Below are 23,847 nucleotides of genomic sequence, written 5' to 3' on the forward strand. Positions count from 1 at the left end.
GCCCCGGCGTACGGCTGCGGCGGATACGGATACGCCGGGTACGGAGCGGGGGGCTGGTGAGGAAACGCGGGCCCGCCCTGCGCCGAGTACGGTCCCCGGGGAAACTGAGAAGGGGATGCGGGCGGCGGTGTGCTCATCAATATCTCCGTAAGGTGATCAAGCGGAACCGACGAAGCACCCTAGCCGTTCGAGCTCGGGCTCCGGTCTGTACACCCAGCCCGGCGCACCGATTCGCATCCTGCCCGGTGCACTGCACAGCGGGGCCCCTCGAGATCGTCCCGAGGGGCCCCGGCCATTGCTTCTTACCGCTTACCGCATCACTTGGCGGGCTTGTAGAAGGTGTAGATGGCGGAGTAGGGGACGCTGACCTGGTCGGTGCCCGTGCAGGCGGTGGTGGGGGCGACGCCGCCCCGGGTGTTGAGGCGCTGGATGTAGGAGACGTCGGCGAAGACCCCGGTGCCGCGCGTGGCGGTGGACTGCAGGAGGAGTTCGGGGATGGTGCCGGGTTTGGGGGAGGTGGCGAGGGCGGCGGCGTTGACCGCGCTGCCGTCTACCGTCGACACCCAGACGGGGCCGCGGGAGTGGAGGGCGACGGGGCGGTGGGAGCTGTCGTTCTTGGCCGAGAGGGTGGCGGCGGGTTCCAGCAGCTTCCAGGCGCCGTCGGTGCAGGTGTAGACCTGGACACCCTTGGCGGAGAAGACACCGGTGAGCCGGTTTCCATCAGGGACCTTCAGTGAGTCGGGGACCTTCGGCGTGGTGGGGGCGGCGGTATCGGCGCCGGCGGGCTTCGAGGTTGTGGCCTGGCCGATCGTCGCGCTGAAGAGCGTGCCGGCGGTCACGGCGGCGAGAGCTGTGGTGGTGAGGACGAGACGTCTGGCGAGCTTCATCAGGTGTGTCTCCAGAAAGATGTTTCTGAACGAGTTCCTGGCTGTGGGGCGGATGTCGTGCAGGTCCCGAGTGCCGGTACGGCATGGTCCGGCAAAGCATCCGGGGCTCGATAAATGATCTTGAACCCTCAATCGCGCACCATACCGTGCCGCCCGCCGACGAGAACGAGTGGGGGCGCTCGCCTCCGTGACGGGGCCGCCGAACGGCCGTCCCACAGGCGGACGGTGATCCTGCGTCAGATGTCGTTCCGCTGCCGGCGGCGGAACGGGTCGTCGTACACCCGGCCGCCTTCGATACGGGCCGCCGCCTTCGGTACAGGCCCTGGCGGGCCGTCAGAGCAGGTGGTCCGCCTTGCCCGCCTTGATGTCACGGATGAGGGTGCGGAGCGCTTCGCGAGTGTCGGTGAGGTAGGTGTCTTCGGCGCCGGCTATGGCGATGTAGGCGTTGTCCTTGTCGTCGATGCCGAGGCGGAAGCAGGAGTTTCCCTCACCGCAGAAGGGCTCTTCCCAGCTGATGTCATTCATCTGGCTTCTCCTCAGAGGCTGTTGGCGATGTCTCGGATGTGGTCGCGTGACGCCTTCGGTGACAGGGCGATGCGTTCCATCCAGTCCAAGTGGGCACGGTACTTAGCCAATTGAGTGTCCGCGTGCAGGAAGTCGGGGCCGTGCGAGTTGTCGATCTGTACGGTGTCGAGCTGTGGCACCGGCCCTTCCGCGTACAGCACGGTCTGTCCCGCGCCGGGGAACGCCCCCGCCTCGAACGGGATGACCAGCAGCGTGATGTTGGGCTGCTCGGACTTCTTCAGCAGATGGTCGAGTTGGGCCCGAGCTACCTCCCGCCCACCGAACCTCATCCTGAGCGCGGCCTCGTGCACGATGGCGACGAGCTCGGGCGGATTGTCGCCGTCCAGTACGTGCTGGCGCTCCACGCGGTGAGCCAGGCGCAGGGCGACCTCATGCTCGGGCAGTTGCGGGATGACGACCCGGAAGATGGCGAAGGCGTGGTCGGAGGTCTGGAGGAGGCCGGGGATGTGCATGGAGTACGCGGCCCGCATCCGGACGGCGTGCGCCTCCAACTCGGCAATGTCCAGCAGCCCTTGGGGGAGTGACCCGCGGTACTTGTCCCACCAGCCCCGTTGGCCGGGTTGAGCCATCTCGGCCAGTGCCTCGACGTACCGCTCGTCCCGACAGTCGCAGTTGCAGGCGAGGGTGCGCAGCCGTTCCGGGCTGATCGCGCGCACTCCGGACTCGATGTGGGAGATCTTGCCTCGGTCCACACCGAGCAGCCCCGCCGCGTACTCCGCGGAGATCCCCGCTGACGTGCGCATCCTGCGCACCTCCGCCCCCAGCCGCCTCTGGCGCTCCGTGGGCGACGTCCTCGCTGCCATGCCGTTCCTTCCGCGAGCGGTCGTGTGCAGTCTGCCGTTTGCGCGTTCGACTGAGCCACGATTGGGCGTAACTTCCACCAGGAGGGGCCAAATTAGCCCCCAATTCCAGTACATTCAGTAACGCAAAGGCTACCCACGGCAGTTGGAAGCGCATCGCGGAAGCATGCCCGCGACAGGCCACCGACTGCCACCACCCCCCTTCACGTCACCCCATCTCACCCGGAACGGAGTTCCCTATGCCCGAAGCCACCCCGACCCCAGCCCTCATCCCCACCCCCACCTGGGAATGCCACCTCCACCTGACCAACAACCCCCGAGCCCCACGCATCGCCCGCCGCACGATCCGCACGGCCCTCCTCGACTACAACTACTCCCTCGAACTGGCCGACACGGCAGAGCTGTTGACCTCGGAACTGGTCTCGAACGCGGTGAAACACTCCGACGGCCCGGTAGCCGTCAGACTCCGCACCAGCGCCGGAGTCGTACGCATCGGAGTCATGGACGACCACCCGGAACTCCCCGCCCCCCTGCCCTGCACCCCCGACGAGGACTTCGGCAGGGGCCTGTACCTGGTCGACGTCCTGGCGGACTCCTGGGGCCGCTACCCACTCACCGACCGCTCCCGAACGCCCGGCTGGAAGGTGGTGTGGTTCGAACTGGCCGCTGACCGCGAATGAGTACGCATGGCGCGGGGCGGAGTTGAGCAGCCGGAGTCCGCGTTCACGCACGTGCTGTACGGCGGCTGCCCACCGGGAGGTGGTTTTCTGCGACCGTTACAGATGCCCCCGATGTGTCACATCAGCAACCGGCTACACCCCCCTCCCGTGGACGTGCCCCCGGCAGGACGCCCAGCGTCTCATCAGCCCAATCGTTGGTCGGGCAGCCGGAAGCCCGGCGGCGGCACGCGCAGGTGTGCCGTTCTGCCGCCGGGCGCCCGTCTGGGAGGGGGCAACCGTCAGGGGAGTGTGTGTACGTGCGGCCCCACCGCGTTCGACCACGCATTGCCCGCCGCTGCATCCCAGTTGGTCGACCACGTCATCGCGCCGCGCAGGTCGGGATATGTCCTCGACGGCTTGAAGGAGCCGCAGTTCGTGCCCTTGGTCAGGCAGTCCAGGGCGTTGTTCACCACGGAGGGTGGGACGTAGCCGCTGCCCGCGCCGCTGGGGGAGGCCGGGACGCCGAGGCCCACCTGGGACGGAGCCAGGCCGCCCTCCAACTGGATGCAGGCCAGGGCTGTCAGGAAGTCCACGGACCCCTGGCTGTACACCTTGCCGTCGCAGCCCAGCATGGAACCGCTGTTGTAGTACTGCATGTTGACGACCGTGAGGATGTCCTTGATGTTCAAGGCCGTCTGGAAGTAGCCGTTCGACGTCGACTGCATGTCGATCGTCTGCGGCGCCATCGTGATGACCAGCGACGAGCCCGCCTTCGAGGACAGGGAGCGGAGCGCCTGCGTCATGTACGTGGCGTTCAGGCCGTTCTCCAGGTCGATGTCGACGCCGTCGAAGCCGTACTCCTGCATCAGCGAGTGGACCGAGTTCGCGAAGTTCGTGGCGGAAGTGGAGTCGTTGACCGACACCGTGCCCCGTTCGCCGCCGACCGAGACGATCACCTTCTTGCCCGCGGCCTGCTTGGCCTTGATGTCCGCCTTGAACTGGTCGACCGTGTAGCCGCCGAGCCCGGCCGAGTCGAGGTTGAAGGTCACCGCGCCCGGCGTCGAGGTGGCGTCCGCGAAGGCGACCGCGATGATGTCGTACTGGGACTGGACGTCGGAGAGCTTCTGGACCGTCGCGCCGTTATTGAAGTTTTGCCAGTAACCGGTCACGGCGTGCTTGGGCACCGCGGCGCTTCCGTCCATCGATGCCGTGCCTGCGTTCATCGATGCCGACGCCGTCTGGCCGGCCAAGCCGGCGAGCGCGAGAGCGGACGCAATCAGTGCGGTGGCGAGGGCTCGTGCCCACGGCCGTCGTCTGGATCCGGGCGATCCGGGCATGCCTGGTAGGCGGTTCACTTCGGCCTCCGGTGGGGGGAGTTGAGGGGGAACGGTGGCCACCGCTGGCCGTACAAGCTGGTCCAGACCAATAGAGTTGTCAAGACCTCTCGCTCGACCCCTTTGGTTCGACCGAAGCCGCCATACGCGCCGACCTTGGCTCAGTCCGCGCTAACTCCCCGCTCCGGCACGTCGCACCCGAGCTCCGCACGCGCCAAGGGCTACCCGTCCGCCCCGATCCGCCGCCGGGTCTGTTCTGGAAGCGGATAGTGCCGCTCGGTGGGGATTTTCCGGACTGCTTCCGCAGCATGTCCGGCACGAATATCGGAGTGGATGGCTCGGGCAAGCTCGGTAACGTCTGTGATGCCGATGATCCAGTCGTGCACATAGAGCTCTACTGCCTCTCCGGAGAGGCCGATCTGGATCGCTCGCGTGGGCAGCGGATCGAGGGAAAGCGACCGTTCCGGGTCCCATTGGATCCGCACAGGGCTTTCCTTGACTTCTTGTCGCCAGGAATCCTCGTCCGGGTGCACCCGACGATCGAAGTGGCTCAGTGCCGAGTGAGCCAGTGCCCATTCGAAGCCTTCTCGGGAGATCTCGACGGCGAGCACATGCTCTTGGTTCGGCTTGGTCGCCCACCCTGACCGGTACATCATCCACAGGAAAGAAGGCTTGATCCAGGTCATCCGCTCCTTCTTGAACGGCGCCACAAAGGTCCCCGTGTGCACGGCCCGCTCCGCGATCTCACTGGGATATGCCTGGTACACGGTGATGCTGGAATCTCCGAAGCCGGCCTTCACCAATCGTTTCGGCTCCTCCGCCTCGACCGGAAGCTTATTTCTCTGTCCATTTGACTCTTCGTGCGTCATGTTCCCTGCCCTTCGGGGGATTGGTGGCTAACTAAATCACCCGGGGTGAAGCGCAGTCCAAAATGTCGTTGCGTAAGTGCTCATCGAGAACGCAACTCGCGAGCTACTTGGATGTCACTATCGAGTGCGCTGAAGCGAGCGGGATTTCTGCTGGCGTCGAGAACGACGATATGCAGACGATCGCCTACACGGGGCGGTGGCACCTCGGCATTCCACCAGGAAGGGTGCTTCACCTGATCGATAAAACCGACTTCATCATTTGACTCGACTTGCGCACCCACGAGGGAAACTGCTGTCACCGTGACATCGAGTTCCTGATGATTCAGGAATGGCATTGGTTCAATCGTCATCCGTGTCGAATTCTATTCCTTGCAGCAAGCTGACTGCCTGCCGGGCTGTTTCACGCATATCGAGCCATTCCCGTGAAGCCCGAACCGCATCCTCGGTCCATTTATCTTCGGGGGTTCGAGTCATCCCCTCAAGCGACTGATCTATGAATTTAATGGCTCCGCTGAGAGCCTCCGGGAGCAAGCCTTCCTCGATCAATCTGGAAACGGGGCGATAAGAGTCATCAAATTCCAAGGCTAGTTCGTCCACCCCGACGCCCAAGCGGCGTATGTAGTTAATCTGTCGTTCCGCGTCCCATGAGAGGTGCTCCAACGCTTGTTCAAGCTGGCGGACGGCGGCGTCGACCTTCATCTGATGATTCCTTCTCTCGTCTCCTCCTCGTTTTCCTTCCCGTCCTTTTACTTGCCAGTGCGCTGCCTCTCCGTGATAGCGCCACCCGGGATGCCATCTCTTTCATCTCTTTTGGCCACTCTCATCGTCGGCAGTGACTCCCAGGTTCACGGCAGTATAGAGGATGGCGCTTACGAGGGAGCGGGATTCTCATCTTCCTCCCCGCTTTCTGGTTCCAGCCACTCGACAACCCATTTCCCTTCGGCGAAGAACCCTTCGAGGCACTCGCAGTCCTCCACCCAGTAGTCTCCGTACCCACGATTAAATTCCGGGTCATGTGCCATCAGGATCAGGAAACTAGGTGGATCGTCCGGAAGTTTCTGGATCTTCACGAACTTTCCGATGCCATCGCCCGATGAAATCTTTCCTACTTTGCCAATCTCAATCACCGCCACCTCCAAGTGAAGTAAGTGGCTAGCATGTAGTGAGCAGCCCCAGCCAGGTCGCTAGGATTAGTGGCCAGGCGGCCAGGGAGTGTGCTGCCACTCCCTTTCAAATTCTTCGCGGCTAATGACGCATGCGGAGAATTCAGGCTGGCTAGAGACATCCTCGATGGAGCCGACCGGAATTTCGCTGAGACCGATCTCGCCGGATTCATGGAGCGCGTCGGTCTTCAACTTACGACCATCCCTGTACAGCTGCACCTTCCGCACTTCGTAGCCGTCCTCACCGATCTCGCTGTAGAACCTGATCGGCTCGGACTGGAACTCGTGCAACCAGTCCACCTTCCAATATTCCATGCGATCAACTCTTTCCGTGGCTAACAATACGTCCTGTCAGGTCAAGCGGCCCCAGGTTCGGTATAACGTAGACGTCTGGGCGCTTAACCGACCGCATGACCTCAAGTCCTCGCACGTCTATCTCAAGATAGTGGCTGAATTTAGGGCCCTGCCAGGGGACGCGTACAAAGGCGTAAGAAAGCTGCCCGTGGGTCTTGGTTCCGGGTGTGATGTCAGATAGGTACTGTCCGTCCCCGAACCGAGCGTCCTTGGAGTTGTCCGCTTTCAACGACGCACGCAGTTCGCTGCTTTCAAGAATTCCGTTGTATCCGTTCTCGTTGGTGTAGTGGTATAGGGTACCGAGGTCCTCGTCCGGAACTCTCTCCACGCGATACGGGCATTCGTCCGGTGCCAAGCCCAGAGGGTCGGTCCAGGTGTGCGGGTTGTGGACGTAAGAGGTCGGGTTGGGTGCGGGTTCGAGACCGAGTGGGTCGGGGGTGACGTAGCGGGCAGCTTCGGGGTCGTAGTGGCGGAAGTAGTTGTAGTGCAGGCCCGTTTCCGGGTCGAAGTATTGGCCCGGGAAGCGGAGTGGGGTGTACGTCGTGCTGTTCGTCGCCCAGGCCGTCGTGCCCCACAGGGTGCTGCGCGTCCGCCAAGCTATCTCGCCCTGCTCATCCACCAGCTCGCTCGGCGTACCGACGAGGTCGGTGACGATCGCGAAGAAGCGGGAGTCGATTTCCTCCTGGGGTGCCTCCGCCGCTGTGATGCGTTCCGTCTGCGCGATGGGGCGTAGGCCCTGGTGGTCCCAGGTCAGGGTGACCGGGTTTGGCAACTCCGCGGAGGTTGTTGTCTGTTCGCAGAGTGTTGTGCCGTCCCAGGTGAAGTCGATGCGTTCCGCGATCGATTCGCCGTCGGCTGCCAGGCGGAGTTTTGTCGTGCGGCGGCCCAGGGGGTCGTACGTGTAGCGCCAGAGCGTGCCGTCCGGTGTGGTCACCGACGTGAGGCGGTCCTCGGCGTCCCATTCGTAGCGCCAGGTGTCCGGTTTGCGGGACAGGCGGGTCTTCTGGCGCAGCACGATGCGGCCCAGCGCGTCGTGTTCGTAGCGGACGTTGCCGGCGCGGGTGATGCGGGTGCCCTCGTACGTACGCGGGCCCGTCGCCTCCTGGCCCGGGTGGTCCGACGGCCAGGCGGCGGACGTCTGGTTGCCCGCCTCGTCGTATGCGTACGTTTCCGTCCAGCCCGCCGCGTGGACCGCCGTCACCCGGCCCGCCGCGTCCAGGTCGAAGCGACGCGAGCCGGCCAGCCGGTCGTCTACGCCGATGAGGTTGCCGTCCGGGCGATATGTGTACGCCCGGTGCTGCACCGGGCGGCTGGACGCACCCGTCACCGACTGCTCAGTCAGGCGGCCCAGCGGATCGAAGGTGTGCTCCAGGGTGACCGTCTCGCCGATTCGGCGGGACAGTTCGCGGCCTGCCGGGTCGTACGTGAAGTCGATGCTCCGGCCTGCGGCCACCATCCCGGTGCGGCGCCCGGTTGCGTCGTACGACCATGTCGTCGTCGCGCCAGTCGGAGTCGTACGGCCCGTCCGGCGCCCCAACTCGTCGTACCTGTACGTCAGTTTGCGGCCGTCGACCGTCTCCGAGCGCACGCGCCCGAAGCGGTCCCGCAGCAGCGTCAGCGTGGCGTCGGGGCCCGTCGCCCCGGCGAGCTGGTCCGTCATGTCGTACGCGTACGTCGTAACGGAACCGGCCGCGTCCTTGCGCAGAACCTGACCCAGCTCGTTGCGCTCGAAGGCCACCGTCTGGCCCAGGGTGTTCGTGCGGGACGTGAGACGGCCCGCCGCGTCATGTGAGTACGTGAGCGTGCGGTCGTCGAAGTCCGTCTCCGTGACCAGTCGGCCCGCCGGGTCGTACGCGTAATCCCACGTCAGGCCCTGCGGGTTGGTCACCCGAGTCAGCCGCAGCGCCGTGTCGTGGGCGAATTCGTAGCGGACGCCGTCCGGGCCTGTGCGCGCCGACAACAGGTCGAAGTGCGTGTACTCGAAGTGCGAGACTCCGCCCATCGGGTCCGTGTGGCTGGTGCAGTTGCCCTCGCCGTCGTACGTCCACGACTCGGAAGTCCCATCGGCAGCCGTACGGCGGGTCAGGTGGCCCTCGACCGTCCACTCCAGGCGGGTTGTCGAGCCCAGAGCGTCGGTGATCGCGACCGGTCTGCCGAACGAGTCCCGTTCGTATCGCGTGACCGCGCCCAGCGGATCCGTGATCTCGACCGGCAGCCCGGCCCGGTCGCAGCGCACCGCCGTCGTCTGCCCGAGCGGATCCGTCACGGCGGTGAGACGGCCGGCCTCGTCATACGTGAAGTGGGAGGTCCGGCCCGTCGGGGCCGTCACCGACGTGCGGTTGCCGCGGTCGTCGTACGTCTGGCGCGTGACGGTGCCGTCCGGGTTCACCACCCGTACCGGCAGCCCGAGTTCGTTGTACTCCGCCCTCGCCTCGCGGCCGTCCGGGCGTACCACCGCCGTCAGGTTGCCCGCCTCGTCGTAGCGGAACGACATCGTGTGGCCGAGCGGGTCAGTCTGGGAGAGAAGGCGGTTGTAGCGGTCCCGTTCGTAGCGGGTGACTGCGCCCAGGGGGTCGATGTCCGCGACGACCTGCCAGGCGTCATTGACCAGGAAACGGCGGGTGTGGCCCTCGCCGGTCGTCGTGGTTGTCACGCGCAGGCCGGTCTCCGGGTCCGTCCCGTCGTAGGCGACGCGCAGGTTCATGTGGCCGTGCGTGCCGCCCTCGGCGACGCAACGGTCCTGGTCGTCGTACTCGTATCGGTACGAGCGGTCGTTGGTGTCCGTCCACGACGTGACACGCCCCGCCTCGTCGTACGTGAAACGGAGCTGCAGGCCGGAGGAGTTCACGACCTCGGTCAGATCACCCGCTTCCGAATAGCCGTAGCGCATCAACGACTGGTTCCTGCGGCCAGATGGAGAGCTGTGACCCGGCCCGCCTCCGTGGATATGCGTACGTGGTAGCCGCCGTTCGACACGATCGCGAGCGGGGTGCCCTCGGCGTCGTACTCGAAGGTGATCCAGTTGCCGTTGCGGTCGTCGATCTGTTCCAGGACCGCCAGGTCGTCGCCGCGGTCGGTGAAGTGCCACACGCGGCGCGTCTGGGGATCGGTGACGGTGTAGCCGCCGTCCTCGCGGGCCAGCGGCCAGCGCGGACCGTGGCTGGGCAGCGTCGGCAGGCCGGGCGCCGGGTGCGGGTAGGGAAGGAGGAGACCGTCCTCCGTGACGAAGACGACGCCCTCGGAGTCGATCTCCAGGCGTTGGTCGACCGTGGACGACCACGACGGACCGAACCAGCGGCCCAGCCGGTAGCCGGACTCCACCCGCCGTTTGAACACCAGAGGCAGGGCGCCCGGCAGAGTTACGTCCGTCTGCGGCAGGTACATCTTGCCGGTGGCGAGGTCGATCGGGTCAGTGTCCTTGTTGACCCGGGAGTCTTCGGTGTGGGAGCCCTGCGCCGGATCGTCCCCGACGGCGTCGCGCGCCGAGTTCCTGGCCCCCGACTCCGCCGCCCCTTCCGCCGCGCCCTTGGCCCCGCCCCGCAGTAGCCCGCGCAACGTTCCCGTCCCCTTGGTGCCGAAGAGCTCGGGGATGAAACGGCCGGTGCCTTCGGACGGGTCCTTCTTGAAGCCCTCCCACGCGGCCTTCAGCGCCCGCTCCGGCTGGGCGACGGTAGAGGTGAGCCCGGAGAGGGTCATGCTGACGTTCTCGATGTACGCGGCGGGGTGCGTGAGGTTGTACGGGTCGAACGCGTTCATGCCACGGGCGAAGGTGAGGATGCCCGCGGTGCCCTTGACCAGGCCGCCTTTGACGTGGGTGAGCTCCATGTCGGCAGCCTTGGCCAGGTCGCCCGCGTTGGCCGTGAGCCGGTCCAGGGGCGGGGGTTCGGCCGGGGCGTGCTTGAGCGCGGCCCTGACCGACTCGGCTGTCGTGCGGCCGGCGTCGTTGCGCTGGCGACGGGCCTCCCTGAGGATCTCGTGAGCTCGCTCGATGTCGTGCTTGCCCGGGTCCTGGAAGGACTCGGGCCGCGGACCCGGATCCTGGTTCGCCGTCACCTTGGCGTTGTAGGCGTCGACCTTCGTGAGGTACGCGTCCCACGCGTCGTCAGAGGCCTTCTTGCCCTTCTTGTAGAGGTCGACGGCTTCCTGCGCCTGCCCCTGGGCCCACTTGACCGTGTCCGCGTACGAGTCCAGTGCCGTGGCGGCGGCTTCGCAGGCGTCCGCCGCGTGCAGCCACTTCTTGGGGTGCATCGCGAACTTCTCGCGGAAGGTGTCGGCCGCCTTGCCCTTCCAGTGCGAGGAGTCCAGCTTGCGCATGCCCCCGCCGACCTTGTCGAAGGCCTTGCGGAAGTCCTTCAGGTGCTTGGCGCTCTCGCGGATGCGCCCCGGGTTGCCGTGTACGAGTTCGTTCGCGTCCTCGGTGTCGCCGAGTTGCCGCTCGCCGGGGGTGGCGCCCAGGGCCGAGGCCGCCTCGTCGCCCCAGCCCTCCACGTTGTCCGCGACGCCCTCGGCACCGGCGTAGTCCAGGACGTCGCCTACGACGTCAGTGCCCTTGTCGATGCCCTCACCGACGAGTTCCTTGCCCGCGTCCCAGCCGTCCTCCAACTTGCCGAGACCGCTGTTGAGCGCATCGCGCCAGTCGCCCATCAGCCGACGTCCCCGTTCCGCTGTCCTTCGGCGCTCTGCTGTCCTTCGGCCTGGGCCTCGGCTGCTGCCGCACGCTCCTCGGGCGACGGGCCGACCTGCCGGTCCAGCATCGCCTCGTACTCCTCGTCGTTCAGGCCGGTCCAGCCCTGGATGTCGACGGGCCCGAGTGTCTCCGACGTCATCACGTCACGGGTGGCGTCCTTCCAGCCCTGCTTGATGTTGTCCCCGGCCTCCTGGAAGGACTCCCCGCTGTAGTCCGGGTCGGCGAGCATGTGGTTCTTCGCCAGGTCGCCCCAGCCCATCTGCGTGACCTCGTCCTCGGTCAGGTGCGGGTTGCCCATCATCGCGTTCGCCGCGACCTTCAAGGTGCCCTCGACGTACTGGTCCGTCTCGTAGAAGGTTCCCGCCGAAAGCCCCACGGCCTGCGCGAAGTTGTTGCCCTCGTCGATCAGCGAGCGCACTCCCCACTCCCAGCGCTCGCAGAACGAGTCGAGCGCCGAGGTCAGCCCGCCGTGCCCCAACTCCAGCCCCGACAGCGCCAGATCGGAGAAACCCCGGCCGGCGCTCGCCGTGCCGATCATCCCCAGTTCCCGCAATTCGTCCAGCGCCAGCGTGATGCCCTCGGTGATGAGGCCCAGCCCCTGAACTTGCAGATCCCTGCCGTCGCCGCCCTCGCTCACCGCGCGAACTCCCCGTTCCGATCAGCCTTGTCGTCGATCCCCTGTAGGTCCGCAGGGGCGCCGTTGTCCTCCACGTCCACCGCCGCCCCGTCCGGCACGATCCCCCGCACCGGTGGAAACAGGGCCCCCTCGCCCTCGCTGCCGACATCCAGCGCGACCCCGCAGGGCATCGGCATCGCGGGAATCGCCGCATCCAGCAACCGGGCGCCCAGGACACGGTCGTACGCCAACTCCCGTGCTCCTTCACCCCGTACGATGGCGAATCGAGCGAGCGTCGCTTCGTCCGAGAAGGCGTAGATCCACCGGATGCCGCCGAACTCCGCGGCCAGGGGGGAGCCGTCCTCCCCGAGCGGCAACAGCACGGCCGTACGCCGGAACTCGCCGAGCAGGGCGGCGAATTCGCGCCGACGGAGGCTTGCCTGCTCCGAGTGGTGAGCAGAGCCCGTACCAGGTGATGAGCCCTGCTCCACCGAGGGGGAGGGTGGGGGAGCCGACGGGCTCGACGGCTCCCGCGCCGGAGCCTCGCCCGCGCTCGCGTCGGCGTCCTCTATGTAGTCCCAGATCCGGGACCTACGTATATGTCCTGCCGCCGAGCTGTCTCGCCCGTGATCAGACATGAGTGCGATCATGGCATCGGCGCATTACCGAACGCAACGCGGCCAACCGTCAGCCAGGGATCTCAACGTGCCCGCCATACGGCCGAGTTGAGGCATATGCGTCTCACGCTGTGTCGATCACCCTGCACCTTCGGTGAGTTGATCTCGGAGATTCGGTGTTGATCGGGCCATGCCGTGGATATGGTTCTGCTGCAAGACGACGTCACAGGGGCGATCTGAGGCGGTGGTCGACCACCCCGCCGCAGTGGACGGGGTGGTGTGCAGCGTGCCGACCGCGATAGCAGTCACCAGTTCCGATCTGGTGCTCCCGGTTCATGACCGGCAGACGCCGCCCGCCGTCGTCCAGCCCCTCGACAGCCTCGAGAGCTCCCTCACCGGGATGCACACGCTCATCGAGCAGCATGGCTACGTGATCGCGTTATACCCGGCGTCCGTCTCCACCGACGTCACCCGGCGGCTGCACGCCGTGCGTTCCGTACTCGAGAGCGACCGCATCGCCCTCCTCGGTGTCGATCTGCCGCCGCTCGGCCTCGCTCTCCTCTCCCAGCAGCTCCGCCAGCTCTCCGTCTGCGACTTCAGCCCGGGCGTGCTCGCCTCCTCCGCACGGCTGCTCGCCCACTACATCTACGCCGGCGCCCTGCTCGGCTCCGTCGCCAAGCTCGACCGGATCCCGGTGTCCCTGAAGTCCCACGCCAAGTCGTGGGTGCCGGGCGCCCAGTTCGCCGTACTGGCCAATCCGCGGCCCCAGCTCATACGGCTCGGACAAACGGAAGAGAAGCTGGCCGGGCCCGAGTTCGGCACGCGGATGCTCATCGCGCCCGGGCAGATGACCGGCGACTGGATCACCACGACCCTCGCGCCCGCCTGGCGCGTGCAGGGCGTTGCCACCGTGCCGCTGCCCGCCGAGTCCGCGCGCTGGTGGGGCACGGGGAAGGTCGCCGAGTTCGCCGCGGGACTGCACGACGTGTCCGTGCTCTACCAACTGGTCTCGTCCGTACGGCGCGAGGAGTGCCACTGGTGCGGCCTTGAGCTCATCGGCGACCGATGCGGTTTCTGTGCGGCACCTTTGCTCCCGCCGCCGGAGCTTCCAAACACCGCAGTACGGGCAGTTTCTTCTGTACGCGCCTTGCCACGAGGCGCTACGTAAGTCACGTACGTACATGTGAACAGCCAGAGCAACACCACGAGCACAACTCGAGCACCAGGCACGACCGCTCAACCTCCGCTGTCCCCGCCCCGATCGAGGTTCAACGCGTCATGAACTCACGCCAGCGCCGCGGCGTCATCCTGCTGGTCCTCTCGGTCCTGTGCGCCGTGGGCGCATTCGCCGGAGTGCTCTCGGTGATCCGCGACGTGAACTCGAAGGTCGGCCCAGAGGTCGCGGCGTACCGCCTGAAGAGCGATGTCGCGCCCTACCGGGAGCTGTCGGCCGATCAGTTCGAGAAGGTCTCGATGCCCGAGCGGTGGCTGTCCTCGACCGCCGTCACCGACCTCTCCGAGATCCGCGGCAAGATCGCGGTCACCCGGCTCGAGAAAGGCTCCCTGCTCCAGCAGGACATGATCGTGGATCGGCCCGAGCTCGAGGCGGGCCAGCAGGAGATCGCGATCATGATCGACGCGGCGACCGGTGTGGCGGGGAAGATCAACCCGGGTGCGCGGGTCAACATCTACGCCACCTTCGAGGCCGAGAACGACAACGGCAAGGACCAGTCGAAGGTCATCGTCGAGAACGCCAGGGTCATCGATGTCGGCAAACTCACCGCCCTCGACCCCTCCCAGAACAGCGACGACCGCCGCCGTACCGCGAACGAGGCGGTCCCGATCACCTTCGCCCTCACCACCGCCGACACCCAACGCGTCGCCTACGCCGAGTCGTTCGCGACCCATGTACGCCTCGCCCTGGTCGCCGGCGGCTCCGACACCGCCGTCGCGCCCGGCGACCGCTCGTACACCCTCGACGAGGACAAGTAGGAGGCCGTGATGCGCTCAGCCCTCACGAAGGCGTCCCCGAATGCATCCCCGGATGCATCCCCGAAGGTGTGCCGATGACCATCCGCATCCTGCCCGCAGTCGGCGACATCGACTCGGCCCGCGCCCTCTCCACGCTGCTGAGCCAGCTCCCCGACGCCGAACCTGCCCCGCCGGTCCCGGACACCACGGCACTCCTGGACACCCTGGCGCGGCTCGCGGCGGAGTCCCTGGACGAGTTGCCCGAGGTCGTCCTCGTCCATGAGCGGATAGGTCCGATGCCCGCGCTGGACGTCATCCGCGATGTGGTGATGCGGTTCCCGGCGGTCGGGGTCGTCCTCATCACCGCCGACAACAGTACGGGCGTACTGACCGCGGCGATGGACTCCGGCGCCCGCGGCATCATCGGCCTGCCCCTCGGCTACGACGCCCTCGCCGAACGCGTCCAGGCCGCCGCCGCCTGGTCGCTCGGCATGCGGCGCCATCTGGGCAGCGGTACGCCGGAGCTGTACTCGGGGCCCGGCGGCACCGTCGTCACGGTGACCGGGGCGAAGGGCGGTGTGGGCGCGACGGTGACGGCCGTCCAACTGGCGCTCGCGGCACGGGCATCGGGCCGTACGGTCGCACTGCTCGACTTTGATCTCCAGTCGGGGGACGTGGCCTCGTACCTGGACGTACAGTTCCGCCGCTCGGTCGCCGACCTCGCCGGGATCAGCGACATCAACCCGCGGGTCCTCCAGGACGCCGTCTACACCCACGACACGGGGCTCGGGCTGCTGCTGGCCCCGGCGGAGGGCGAGCGCGGCGAGGAGGTCACCGACCGGGCTGCCCGCCAGGTCCTGCAGGCCCTGCGCTCCCGCTACGAGATCGTGGTCGTCGACTGCGGCGCCCAGATGAACTCGGCGACCGCCGCGGCCGTCGAACTCGCCGACCAGGCCCTCCTCCTCGTCACCCCGGACGTCGTCGCCGTCCGCGCCGCCAAACGCATGGTCCGCCTGTGGGACCGCCTCCAGATCCGCAAGGCCGAGGAGACGCTGACGGTCGTCAACCGCGCCTCACGCGGTACGGAGATCCAGCCGTCCCTCGTCGAACGCGTCACCGGCACGAAGGTGGCCCACGTCGCGGTACCCGCCGCCTTCAAGGAACTCCAGTCCGTGGTCGACGCGGGCCGCATGCAGGACCTGGACGCCCGCTCAACGGTGAAGCAGGCGCTGTGGGCCCTGGCGGGCGAACTGGGCCTGGTGGCCACGAAGGAAGGGGGAGGTGGCAAGCGCCGCAAGTCCTCCGGTGACCGAGGCGCCCTGGCGCTGCGCCGCAAGGGCGGCGACCGGGGTGCGGTGACGCTGGAGTTCGCCGGGATGTTTCCGCTGCTGCTGGTCGTGATGACGATCCTTTGGCAGTGCGTGCTGTACGGCTACACGTACTCCCTGGCCGGGAACGCGGCGGATGAGGCGGCGCGGGCGGCGACTGCGGCTGCCGCCTCCGGAGCGGGGGCGGCAGCCGCCTGTGAGGACGCGGGCATGGAGCACCTGCCCAACGCCTGGCAGGGCGCGACGACGATCGGCTGCGCCGACGACGGCACGGTCATGACGGCCACCGTCACCGCCCAAGTCCCGCTCTTCTTCCCGGGCTTCGACGCGGGCTGGGAGGTCCAGGGCGAGGCGGGCGCCGCGCTGGAGGGGGAGGACGACGGATGAACGTACTCCGGAAACTGCGGAGGAGGGCAGCGGCCCGAGGCGACCGAGGCGTCTCCATGCTGGAGTTCGCCGGTTTCCTGCCCGTCCTGCTGCTCGTCGGGCTGGCCGCCATTCAGCTTGGCCTCGTCGGATACGCCGCCAACCAGGCCGGATCCGGCGCGCGTGCCGCCGCGCGGGTCGCCTCGCAGGGCGAGGCGGGGGAGGCGGCGGGGTACGCCGCGATGAGCGACTGGCTCGACGCGAACGTATCCGCTCCGGGAGGAGGGGGAGACACCACCACCGCCACCGTGACCGTGCAGGTCCCGCTGCTCATCCCGTTCGTGGGGGAGGGCTGGCAAGTGGAGAAGAGCGCCACGATGCCCAACGACGATGACGACTGAACCCCTATGACGATGACGGCTGAGCCCTGTACTGAACGACCGCGTGCTGAACGAGCCTCCCCCGGAAGGGAGTTGAAGACATGAGCCTCAAGGCCCGTATCGCCGCCCCCGAAGAGGGCGGAGCCGCGCGCGAGGACGGCCACCTCGTCGCCGTCTACCGTGCCAAGCTGCTCGAAGAGATCGACCTGGCCGAGATGTCGAGCCTCGCGGCGGCCGAGCGGCGGGTGCGCCTTGAGCGGGTGCTCGGGCACATCATCAGCCGCGAGGGCCCGGTCCTGTCGTCCTCCGAGCGCTCTCAGCTCATACGGCGGGTCGTCGACGAAGCTCTCGGGCTCGGCGTCCTGGAACCCCTGCTCGCCGACGCGTCCATCACCGAGATCATGGTCAACGGGCCGGACTCCATCTTCGTGGAGCGCGCTGGCCGCGTGGAGCAGTTGCCCCTGCGCTTCGCCTCCAACGAGCAGCTCATGCAGACCATCGAGCGCATCGTCTCCACGGTCAACCGCCGCGTGGACGAGTCGAACCCCATGGTCGACGCCCGCCTGCCCACCGGCGAGCGCGTCAACGTCATCATCCCGCCGCTCGCCCTCACCGGCCCGACCCTCACGATCCGCCGCTTCCCCCGCGCGTACACGCTCCCGGAGCTGATCGGCCTCGGCTCGCTCGACGAGCAGATGCTGATGCTGCTCGCGGCGTTCGTCCGGGCCCGCTTCAACGTCATCGTCAGCGGCGGTACCGGCACCGGCAAGACCACCCTCCTCAACGCGCTCTCCGGACTCATCCCGGCCCACGAGCGCATCATCACCATCGAGGACTCCGCCGAACTCCAGCTCCAGCAGGAGCACGTGATCCGTCTCGAGTCCCGCCCCCCGAACGTGGAGGGCAAGGGCCAGATCACCATCCGCGACCTGGTCCGCAACTCGCTGCGTATGCGCCCCGACCGCATCATCGTCGGTGAGGTCCGAGGCGGCGAGACCCTCGACATGCTCCAGGCCATGTCGACCGGCCACGACGGTTCGCTGGCCACCGTGCACGCGAACTCCGCCGAGGACGCCCTCATGCGCCTCCAGACCCTCGGCTCGATGTCCGAGGTCCAGATCCCCTTCGAGGCGCTGAAGGACCAGATCAACTCGGCCGTGGACGTGGTCGTCCAGCTCGCCCGCCACGCGGACGGCTCCCGCAAGATCACCGAGATCGCCCTGCTCGTCTCGCACGGCCGCGAACAGTTCCGTATCGCCCCCGTCACCCGTTTCGTGCCGCGCCCCACCGGCCCGGACCGCGTCGTCCACGGCCACTTCGAGCATCTCCCGCTGCCCCGCCCGGTCGCGGAGAAGCTGTACGTCGCCGGCGAACCGCTGCCTCCCGCCTTCCGCGTGGCCGAGGCCATCGACGTACTCCAGACGAGGCAGGCCATCGGATGACGTCCACTGTCGGCCCCCCTGTCGGAAGGAGCGAGCCATGAACAACCCCGCCCTGCTCGCCCTCGGCGCCACCATCCTGTGCGGCACACTCGCCGTCGCGGGCGTGCACACCTACGCGTCCGGACGTGCCCAGCGCCAGGACCTCGTCGACCGCCTCTCCGGTGGCCCGCTCCGCAGCGCCGCGGGGCGCGCTCGCCGTTTCGCGGCCGTCGACCGCCGACTGCGCCACACCCGACTGGGCCGCACCATCCACCTGCGGCTCTCGGCCACGGGACTCGACCTGACGGCGGGCGAGTTCTTCACGTACGTCACTGCCGTCGTCGTGGCGCTCTGGCTGATCGCAGCCGCAGTCCTGGCCCCCTTCTTCGGCCCCATCGCGGCTGCGATCGGCGTCTGGGGCTCCGCGATCTTCCTCAACTGGCAGCGCCAGAAACGTATCGAGGCCTTCATCAACCAACTCCCGGACGTGGCCCGTCTCCTGGCCAACGCCTCCGCCGCCGGCCTCGCCCTGCGTACGGCCCTGGCGATGGCCGCGGAGGAGCTGGAGGCCCCGGCAGGCGAGGAACTCGCCCGCGTCGCCGACCAGTTGAGCCTAGGCCGCTCGATCGACGACACCCTCGGCGAACTGGCCGAACGCCTCCCCTCCCGCGAACTCGTCGTCCTCGTCACGACGCTGGTCCTCTCCAACAAGGCGGGCGGCTCGGTCGTCAACTCCCTGCGGAACCTCACCCAGACCCTGGAGGACCGCAAGGAAACCCGCCGCGAGGTCCGCACGATGCTCTCCGAGGTCAACGCGACCGCCTTCACGGTCCCGCTCCTCGGCCTCGGCTCCCTCCTCCTGATCAACTCCTCGAACGAGGGCGCGCTGGCCCGAGTGACAGGCTCCCCGGTGGGCCAGGTCCTCGTCCTCATCGCCATGGGCCTCTACACGGTCGGCTTCTTCGTCATCCGCCGACTCGGCAAGATCGAAGTGTGAGGGGGGAGTTACGTTGCTGGCCTTGCTGCTCGCTCTCTTGTCGGGCCTCGCCGTCGCGGGCCTCCTCTTCGGCATCCGTATGCTCCGCGCGGAAGCCAAGCTCCCCGGCGACCTGGCCCTCGCCCTGGAGGTCGGATCCACCCGCGTCTCGAAGGCCGACTCCGCCGTAGACCGCCTCGGCATGCGCTTCGCGCCCCTGGTGCTGAGCCTGATGGGCCCGCGCCGCGTCGACGCCAAACGCCGCCGCATCGACATGGCGGGCAACCCCGGCGGCCTGACCCTGAACCGTTACGCGGCCCGCCGGGCGGTGTACGGCATCTTCGGCGTCGTACTCGGACTGGTCTTCTTCACCAACGGACAGCTCCTGTTCGCCGTGCTGACCCTGGCCTTCGGCCTGCTGGCCGCCGACGCCCTCATCTGGCAGGCCATCCGCGACCGCAAGGAGGTCATCGACCGCACCCTCCCCGACTTCCTGGACGTCCTCGCGGTCGTGGTCTCGGCGGGCCTCGGCTTCCGCCAGGCCCTGGACCGGGTGGCGGACCACTACGAGGGCCCGTGGGCGGACGAGTTGAGGATCACGTTGCGCCAGATGGACATGGGCGTCAGTCGCCGCCAGGCCTTCGACGAACTCCGCAAACGCAACTCCTCCGAGCAGGTCGCCCAGTTCGTCTCGGCCCTGCAGCAGGGCGAGGAGCTGGGTTCCCCGATCGCGGACACCCTGATCCAGCTGGCCACGGACATGAGGCGGACGGACGCCCAGAACTCCCGCCGCAGGGCGGCGAAGACGATCCCCAAGGCCACGATGGTCACGCTCGTCTTCATGCTCCCGGCGACGATGATCCTCATCGCAACGGGGATGTTCCTGGGCTCGGGGACGAACTTCGGCTCGATTTTGGGGCGTTGAGATGGCCGGGCTTTGGAAGAACGGGCGGGCCGAAGCACCCCTCCAGGGGCGCGGGGCTGTGACATTTGCGGCTCCGCCGCGTGGGCGCGCCCAGCCACGACGGACCGGCACTGTCCGAACTGCCCTCCTTGCCAAGCGAGCCGCAGGCTACTTCGCAGAGGACGCGGCTGCGCCAAGCGTCCGTCTCCAGCTCAACGCCCTGCAGGCCCTGTGCCGCCAGGCATTCGCCGTCCGCCTGACGCTGATCGCGATCGGCGCCCCCTTCGCGATGGCCAACGCGACGGACGGCCCACCCCGCTACGGAGTACTCGCGGCAGCAGTTCTCGGCGTCATGGGCTCGTACGCCATGCTCAGGGACTGGGACCGCTTCGCCCCGCGCCTCCTCGCCCACCCCACCCTCATGGCGGTGGACCTGGTCTTCGGCGCGATCCTCCTGCTGACGGCATCTCCCGCCTCCCCCCTCGCGTACGCGGCCGTCTGCACCCCCCTCCTCTCCGGCCTGCTGTACGGCTGGCGCGGCTCCGGCATCTTCACCGGACTCCAACTCGTCGTCCTGCTCACGGTGTTCAGGGCCTGGGAACACCGCCCCGGCACCGGCGCCAGCACCCTTCTCATCGCCGGCTTCTGCATCGCGGCCGGCATCATCGGCGTAACCCTGCGCAATCTGATGTTCCACTTCGGTACGGCCAGCCAGGCGCTCGCGGAGGCCAACTCGCGGCTGGCGGTGGCGGAGGCCGTCGAGTCCGAACGGGCCCGGCTCGCCCGCGAGATGCACGACTCCGTGGCCAAGACGCTGCACGGCCTGGCCCTGGCGGCGGAGGCGCTCGCGGTCTCCGCCGACCACGCCACGGATCCGCGTGAGCTGAAGGACCAGGCGACGGCGGTGGCGGGGGCGGCCCGCCGAGCGGCGGCGGAGTCCCGCGACGTCCTGACGGACCTCCGCCACCACACAGCCCTGTCGAGCCCACCCACAGACCTGAGAACGGAACTGACGGCGAGGATGGAGGACTTCGAATCCCGTACGGGCATCAGGGCGGCCCTTGCCTACCGGGCAGCCCCCACCCTCGTACTCCCTCCCGGAGCACACCACCAACTCCTCGCCATCCTCTCGGAGGCACTGGAGAACACGCACCGGCACGCGACCTGCGTGACGGTGGTGGAGGTAACCCTCGAAGCCGAAGCCGAAGCCGAAGCCGAAGCCGAAGCCGAAGCCGAAGCCGAAGCCTCGACACTGCACCTGACCGTACGGGACGACGGAACCGGCACGTCCGTATCCCTCGATGACGTACAACAGCTGGCGAAATCCAGCCACTTCGGTCTGCTGGGAATGCTGGAGCGCGCGACGTCGATAGGCGCGGGCATCGAGCTGCGCCGAGGCGAGCACGGAGGCACGGAGGTCAAGGTGAACCTCCCCCTGAACACCTCGGGCACCCCGCTGCCCGTACCCCCCTCACACACTCCCCAAGAGGAGGCCGCACATGCCTGACCAGGCACTTCCCGGCCCGCCCTTACGAGTGCTCGTGGCCGACGACAACCCGGTCGTCCGGGCGGGCCTCTCGGCCCTGCTCGACGCCCACCCGGACATCCGGGTCGTCGCGCAGGCGGCGAACGGAGCGGAGGCGCAGGCGTCCGCGACCCGCGCCCGCCCCGACGTGGTCCTGCTGGACGTACGCATGCCCGGCACCGACGGCCTGACCGCGCTGCCCGCGCTGGCGCGGCTGGCGCCGGTGATGATGCTGACGTACAGCCGTGAACCCGAGGTGGTGGCGGAGGCGTTGCGCCTGGGTGCGGTGGGTTATCTGGTCCACGGTGAGTTCACGGCCGAGGAACTGATCACGGCGGTACGGGACTTGAGGGACCGCAGGCCTACGTTCACGGCGTCAGCCGCCGCGGCAGTCGTCTCGGACGCGGCTGTCTCGAATTCGGTGGTCCCCGAATCCGCCTCGGAATCTGTCTCGGAATCGCTCAGCGTTTCGTACGAACCGAACGAATTCCCTTCGCATGTGCAACCAGTTATGGCACAGTCGTCAAAGGCCCGACTCGCCTACGCGGCGAGGCTCCACGGCCGCGACCACAACGCACGGGATTTCGGACTGAGTTCACGGGAGGTGGAGGTCATGGATCTCATCGCGGCCGGCATGAACAACCGCCAGATCGCCGCCACCTGCTTCATCAGCGAGAAGACCGTCAAGAACCACATCAACCGCATCTTCGCAAAGCTGCACAGTTCTTCGCGCAGCGAAGCGATCGCCTATTGGCTGGGTACGGCTCACGGGGGGTGGAACCGATGACTCCGATGTCGGGAAGTTGGGTCCCTGGGCCCACCCGGAGTGGGCGGGTTGTCACGTACGGTGCGCGGGACGGTAGTGGTGTTGTTGGGTGGGAGGACAGCGGCCATGGTGGCGAAGATGTCGACGCACGGCGTCAAGCGCGGGCTCGGGACGTGGAGGCGGACCGTTGTCTCCCGGATGCGGGGGAGCGAGCGGGATCGCGGGGCGGGCTTCGTGGAGTATGCGGGGCTGATGATTTTGATTGCGGGGATCTTCACGTTGATCGACGGGCTGGGTCTGGACGGGTTGATCTCGGGAGCGATCCTGGAAGCGGTGACCAACGTCGTCGGAGGCTGACAGCCCGACGACACTTCGGCGACAGAGGGCAGACTCTCCCGATCTACATCTGGTTGACGGGGATTCTGCTCTTTGCCGCGTTCGCCCTCTTTGCGTTTGCCCAGGCAGCGTCCGCGCGGAATGGAGCTCAATCCGCGGCGGACGCTGCTGCGTTGGCGGCTGCGCAGGCGGATCGGGACGAGCTGATGGAGGAGCTGGAAGGCGCCATCGGGGTGGACGACAACTGGCTGGACTGGCTCGATCCGGCTGAAGCAACGGGTGCCGGAGCCACCGCCGCGGCCCAACAGCTGGCTGACGCGAACGACTCGAGCCTCCAGGGCGATCCCGTGCCCGTGGAGGTGAACGGCTTCCCTGGATACCGGGTTGAGATCCAGACGAACTACACGGTCGGGGATTCGATCATCCCAGGCACGGAGACGCAGGAGGCGACGGCCCAGGCTACGGCTGTCATCCAACCGCGCTGTGACTTCGATGAGCCCGAAGATCCCCAGGACCTCGTCCAGCTCGACTGCGGCGGCCAACTCATCGACATCGACCCCGAAGATTTCGATTTGGACGACCTTCCCGACGCGTCCGTGCTGTTCTCTGTGTATCTGGCCGAGTGAAAGGAAGCCGAACCGATGAATCTTCGGCACACCATGAAGGGCCGCACGGTAATGACCGCGGTGGCGATCACGACTGGGCTGGTCCTCACGGTGGCCGGCTGCGGCGGGGGAGACGACGGCGACAACCCGGACAAGAACGCGTCGTCATCGTCGCCTGCGAAGAGCGAAGGAAGCGACGACAAGCAGGAATCCCAAGCTCCTTCCCCGGAACAGGCGTTGGCCGAGGTCAAGGGTGGCGGTCTGACCCTGGCCATCACATCGGCCACTCGGGACGAGGGCGGCTTCGTCACCGTCGAAGGAACCGTGACGAACGGCAGCGGCAAGCCGTGGGTGGCCGCTGACTGGCGGGGCGACGAGAGCGAACTGGTCAAGAACGGCGGGTCCATTGCCGGCGCCAGTCTCACCGACCAGGCGGGCAAGAAGAAGTACCTCGTCCTTCGCGACACAGAGGGGCGCTGCCTGTGCACCAGGTTCACCGGCGGCGTGGGGTCGGGCGACACCACGGAGTGGTTCGCTCAGTTCCCCGCCCCGCCTGAAGGCACCACCAAGGTCGACTTCCAGGTCGGCGCCATGCCCCCGGCCTCCTTCGAACTCACCGAGGGCGAGTAACCATGCCCCTCCCCTCACCCCTCCGAGCCACCGCAATCACCGCCACCACCCTCACCGCCCTCGTCTTC

23 protein-coding genes and 2 pseudogenes are annotated in these 23,847 nt (G+C 67.5%); 13 read left to right on the top strand and 12 right to left on the bottom strand.

The features are described from left to right. Positions 1-317: 317 nt before the first annotated feature. The 3 genes from ACGFNK_RS09040 to ACGFNK_RS09050 form a co-directional block, all read right to left on the bottom strand. Positions 318-887: a DUF3455 domain-containing protein gene (locus tag ACGFNK_RS09040; RefSeq protein WP_393413417.1), complete on the bottom strand. Its 570-nt coding sequence runs from the start codon at positions 885-887 to the stop codon at positions 318-320. Between the two features lie 333 nt (positions 888-1,220). Then, positions 1,221-1,412 carry a hypothetical protein gene (locus ACGFNK_RS09045; RefSeq protein WP_393413419.1) on the bottom strand — a complete coding sequence of 64 codons (192 nt, stop codon included), beginning with the start codon at positions 1,410-1,412 and terminating at the stop codon, positions 1,221-1,223. 11 nt (positions 1,413-1,423) lie between these two features. Then, complete coding sequence (locus tag ACGFNK_RS09050; protein ID WP_393413421.1) at positions 1,424-2,275, bottom strand: helix-turn-helix domain-containing protein; 852 nt, start codon at positions 2,273-2,275, stop codon at positions 1,424-1,426. 236 nt (positions 2,276-2,511) lie between these two features. Between ACGFNK_RS09050 and ACGFNK_RS09055 the strand changes: the two genes are divergently transcribed. After that, positions 2,512-2,952: an ATP-binding protein gene (locus ACGFNK_RS09055; protein WP_393413423.1), complete on the top strand. Its 441-nt coding sequence runs from the start codon at positions 2,512-2,514 to the stop codon at positions 2,950-2,952. A 278-nt stretch (positions 2,953-3,230) separates the two neighbouring features. Here ACGFNK_RS09055 and ACGFNK_RS09060 read toward each other — a convergent pair. The 9 genes and pseudogenes from ACGFNK_RS09060 to ACGFNK_RS09100 all read right to left on the bottom strand — a co-directional run. Beyond that, a pseudogene (locus ACGFNK_RS09060) lies at positions 3,231-4,121 on the bottom strand (chitinase); the annotation flags it as partial. A 365-nt stretch (positions 4,122-4,486) separates the two neighbouring features. After that, complete coding sequence (locus ACGFNK_RS09065; RefSeq protein WP_393413425.1) at positions 4,487-5,134, bottom strand: DUF4291 domain-containing protein; 648 nt, start codon at positions 5,132-5,134, stop codon at positions 4,487-4,489. 80 nt (positions 5,135-5,214) lie between these two features. Beyond that, the gene (locus tag ACGFNK_RS09070; protein WP_393413427.1) at positions 5,215-5,484 is read right to left on the bottom strand and encodes a hypothetical protein; all 270 of its coding nucleotides are present in this window, start codon (positions 5,482-5,484) and stop codon (positions 5,215-5,217) included. Further along, complete coding sequence (locus tag ACGFNK_RS09075) at positions 5,474-5,833, bottom strand: hypothetical protein (protein ID WP_393413429.1); 360 nt, start codon at positions 5,831-5,833, stop codon at positions 5,474-5,476. Before ACGFNK_RS09075 ends, ACGFNK_RS09070 begins: the two co-directional genes overlap by 11 nt. A gap of 170 nt (positions 5,834-6,003) precedes the next feature. Then, positions 6,004-6,261, bottom strand: a complete 258-nt coding sequence (locus ACGFNK_RS09080; protein WP_393413431.1) for a hypothetical protein — start codon at positions 6,259-6,261, stop codon at positions 6,004-6,006. A 63-nt stretch (positions 6,262-6,324) separates the two neighbouring features. After that, entirely contained in the window at positions 6,325-6,612 is a 288-nt protein-coding gene (locus ACGFNK_RS09085) for a DUF6881 domain-containing protein (protein WP_393413433.1), read from the bottom strand. 4 nt (positions 6,613-6,616) lie between these two features. Next, positions 6,617-11,295 (bottom strand): annotated as a pseudogene (locus tag ACGFNK_RS09090) (putative T7SS-secreted protein). Then, positions 11,295-11,975, bottom strand: coding sequence for a hypothetical protein (locus tag ACGFNK_RS09095; protein WP_393413435.1), 681 nt, complete (start codon positions 11,973-11,975; stop codon positions 11,295-11,297). Before ACGFNK_RS09095 ends, ACGFNK_RS09090 begins: the two are co-directional and overlap by 1 nt. Beyond that, a complete protein-coding gene (locus ACGFNK_RS09100) occupies positions 11,972-12,592 on the bottom strand; it encodes a hypothetical protein (RefSeq protein WP_393413436.1) in 621 nt (206 codons plus the stop codon). The genes ACGFNK_RS09095 and ACGFNK_RS09100 overlap by 4 nt, the downstream gene beginning before the upstream one ends. 265 nt (positions 12,593-12,857) lie before the next feature. Here ACGFNK_RS09100 and ACGFNK_RS09105 point away from each other — a divergent pair, with 265 nt between their 5' ends. The 12 genes from ACGFNK_RS09105 to ACGFNK_RS09160 all read left to right on the top strand — a co-directional run bounded on the left by ACGFNK_RS09105 (position 12,858) and on the right by ACGFNK_RS09160 (position 23,779). After that, positions 12,858-13,739: a hypothetical protein gene (locus tag ACGFNK_RS09105; protein WP_393414391.1), complete on the top strand. Its 882-nt coding sequence runs from the start codon at positions 12,858-12,860 to the stop codon at positions 13,737-13,739. Between the two features lie 110 nt (positions 13,740-13,849). After that, the gene (gene cpaB, locus ACGFNK_RS09110) at positions 13,850-14,563 is read left to right on the top strand and encodes a Flp pilus assembly protein CpaB (protein WP_393413438.1); all 714 of its coding nucleotides are present in this window, start codon (positions 13,850-13,852) and stop codon (positions 14,561-14,563) included. 74 nt (positions 14,564-14,637) lie between these two features. Beyond that, positions 14,638-16,257 (top strand): CpaE family protein, encoded by a 1,620-nt coding sequence (locus ACGFNK_RS09115; RefSeq protein WP_393413440.1) that lies wholly within the window; start codon positions 14,638-14,640, stop codon positions 16,255-16,257. After that, entirely contained in the window at positions 16,254-16,637 is a 384-nt protein-coding gene (locus ACGFNK_RS09120; RefSeq protein ID WP_393413442.1) for a TadE family protein, read from the top strand. The genes ACGFNK_RS09115 and ACGFNK_RS09120 overlap by 4 nt, the downstream gene beginning before the upstream one ends. Before the next feature lie 80 nt (positions 16,638-16,717). Continuing rightward, the gene (locus ACGFNK_RS09125; RefSeq protein ID WP_386353597.1) at positions 16,718-18,058 is read left to right on the top strand and encodes a CpaF family protein; all 1,341 of its coding nucleotides are present in this window, start codon (positions 16,718-16,720) and stop codon (positions 18,056-18,058) included. Between the two features lie 37 nt (positions 18,059-18,095). Continuing rightward, the gene (locus ACGFNK_RS09130) at positions 18,096-19,034 is read left to right on the top strand and encodes a type II secretion system F family protein (protein ID WP_393413444.1); all 939 of its coding nucleotides are present in this window, start codon (positions 18,096-18,098) and stop codon (positions 19,032-19,034) included. A 13-nt stretch (positions 19,035-19,047) separates the two neighbouring features. After that, complete coding sequence (locus tag ACGFNK_RS09135) at positions 19,048-19,938, top strand: DUF5936 domain-containing protein (RefSeq protein ID WP_386353593.1); 891 nt, start codon at positions 19,048-19,050, stop codon at positions 19,936-19,938. Between the two features lie 58 nt (positions 19,939-19,996). After that, on the top strand, positions 19,997-21,424 hold the full coding sequence (locus tag ACGFNK_RS09140) for a sensor histidine kinase (protein WP_393413446.1): 1,428 nt from the start codon (positions 19,997-19,999) through the stop codon (positions 21,422-21,424). Then, positions 21,417-22,229: a response regulator gene (locus tag ACGFNK_RS09145; protein ID WP_393413448.1), complete on the top strand. Its 813-nt coding sequence runs from the start codon at positions 21,417-21,419 to the stop codon at positions 22,227-22,229. Before ACGFNK_RS09140 ends, ACGFNK_RS09145 begins: the two co-directional genes overlap by 8 nt. 105 nt (positions 22,230-22,334) lie before the next feature. After that, complete coding sequence (locus ACGFNK_RS09150; protein ID WP_386353762.1) at positions 22,335-22,565, top strand: hypothetical protein; 231 nt, start codon at positions 22,335-22,337, stop codon at positions 22,563-22,565. Between the two features lie 53 nt (positions 22,566-22,618). Beyond that, positions 22,619-23,170: a pilus assembly protein TadG-related protein gene (locus tag ACGFNK_RS09155; RefSeq protein ID WP_393413450.1), complete on the top strand. Its 552-nt coding sequence runs from the start codon at positions 22,619-22,621 to the stop codon at positions 23,168-23,170. A 15-nt stretch (positions 23,171-23,185) separates the two neighbouring features. After that, positions 23,186-23,779, top strand: a complete 594-nt coding sequence (locus ACGFNK_RS09160) for a hypothetical protein (RefSeq protein WP_393413452.1) — start codon at positions 23,186-23,188, stop codon at positions 23,777-23,779. The last annotated feature ends 68 nt before the right edge of the window (positions 23,780-23,847 follow it).

Source organism: Streptomyces sp. NPDC048825 (assembly GCF_043198355.1).
Classification (GTDB): Bacteria; Actinomycetota; Actinomycetes; order Streptomycetales; family Streptomycetaceae; genus Streptomyces; species Streptomyces xiangluensis.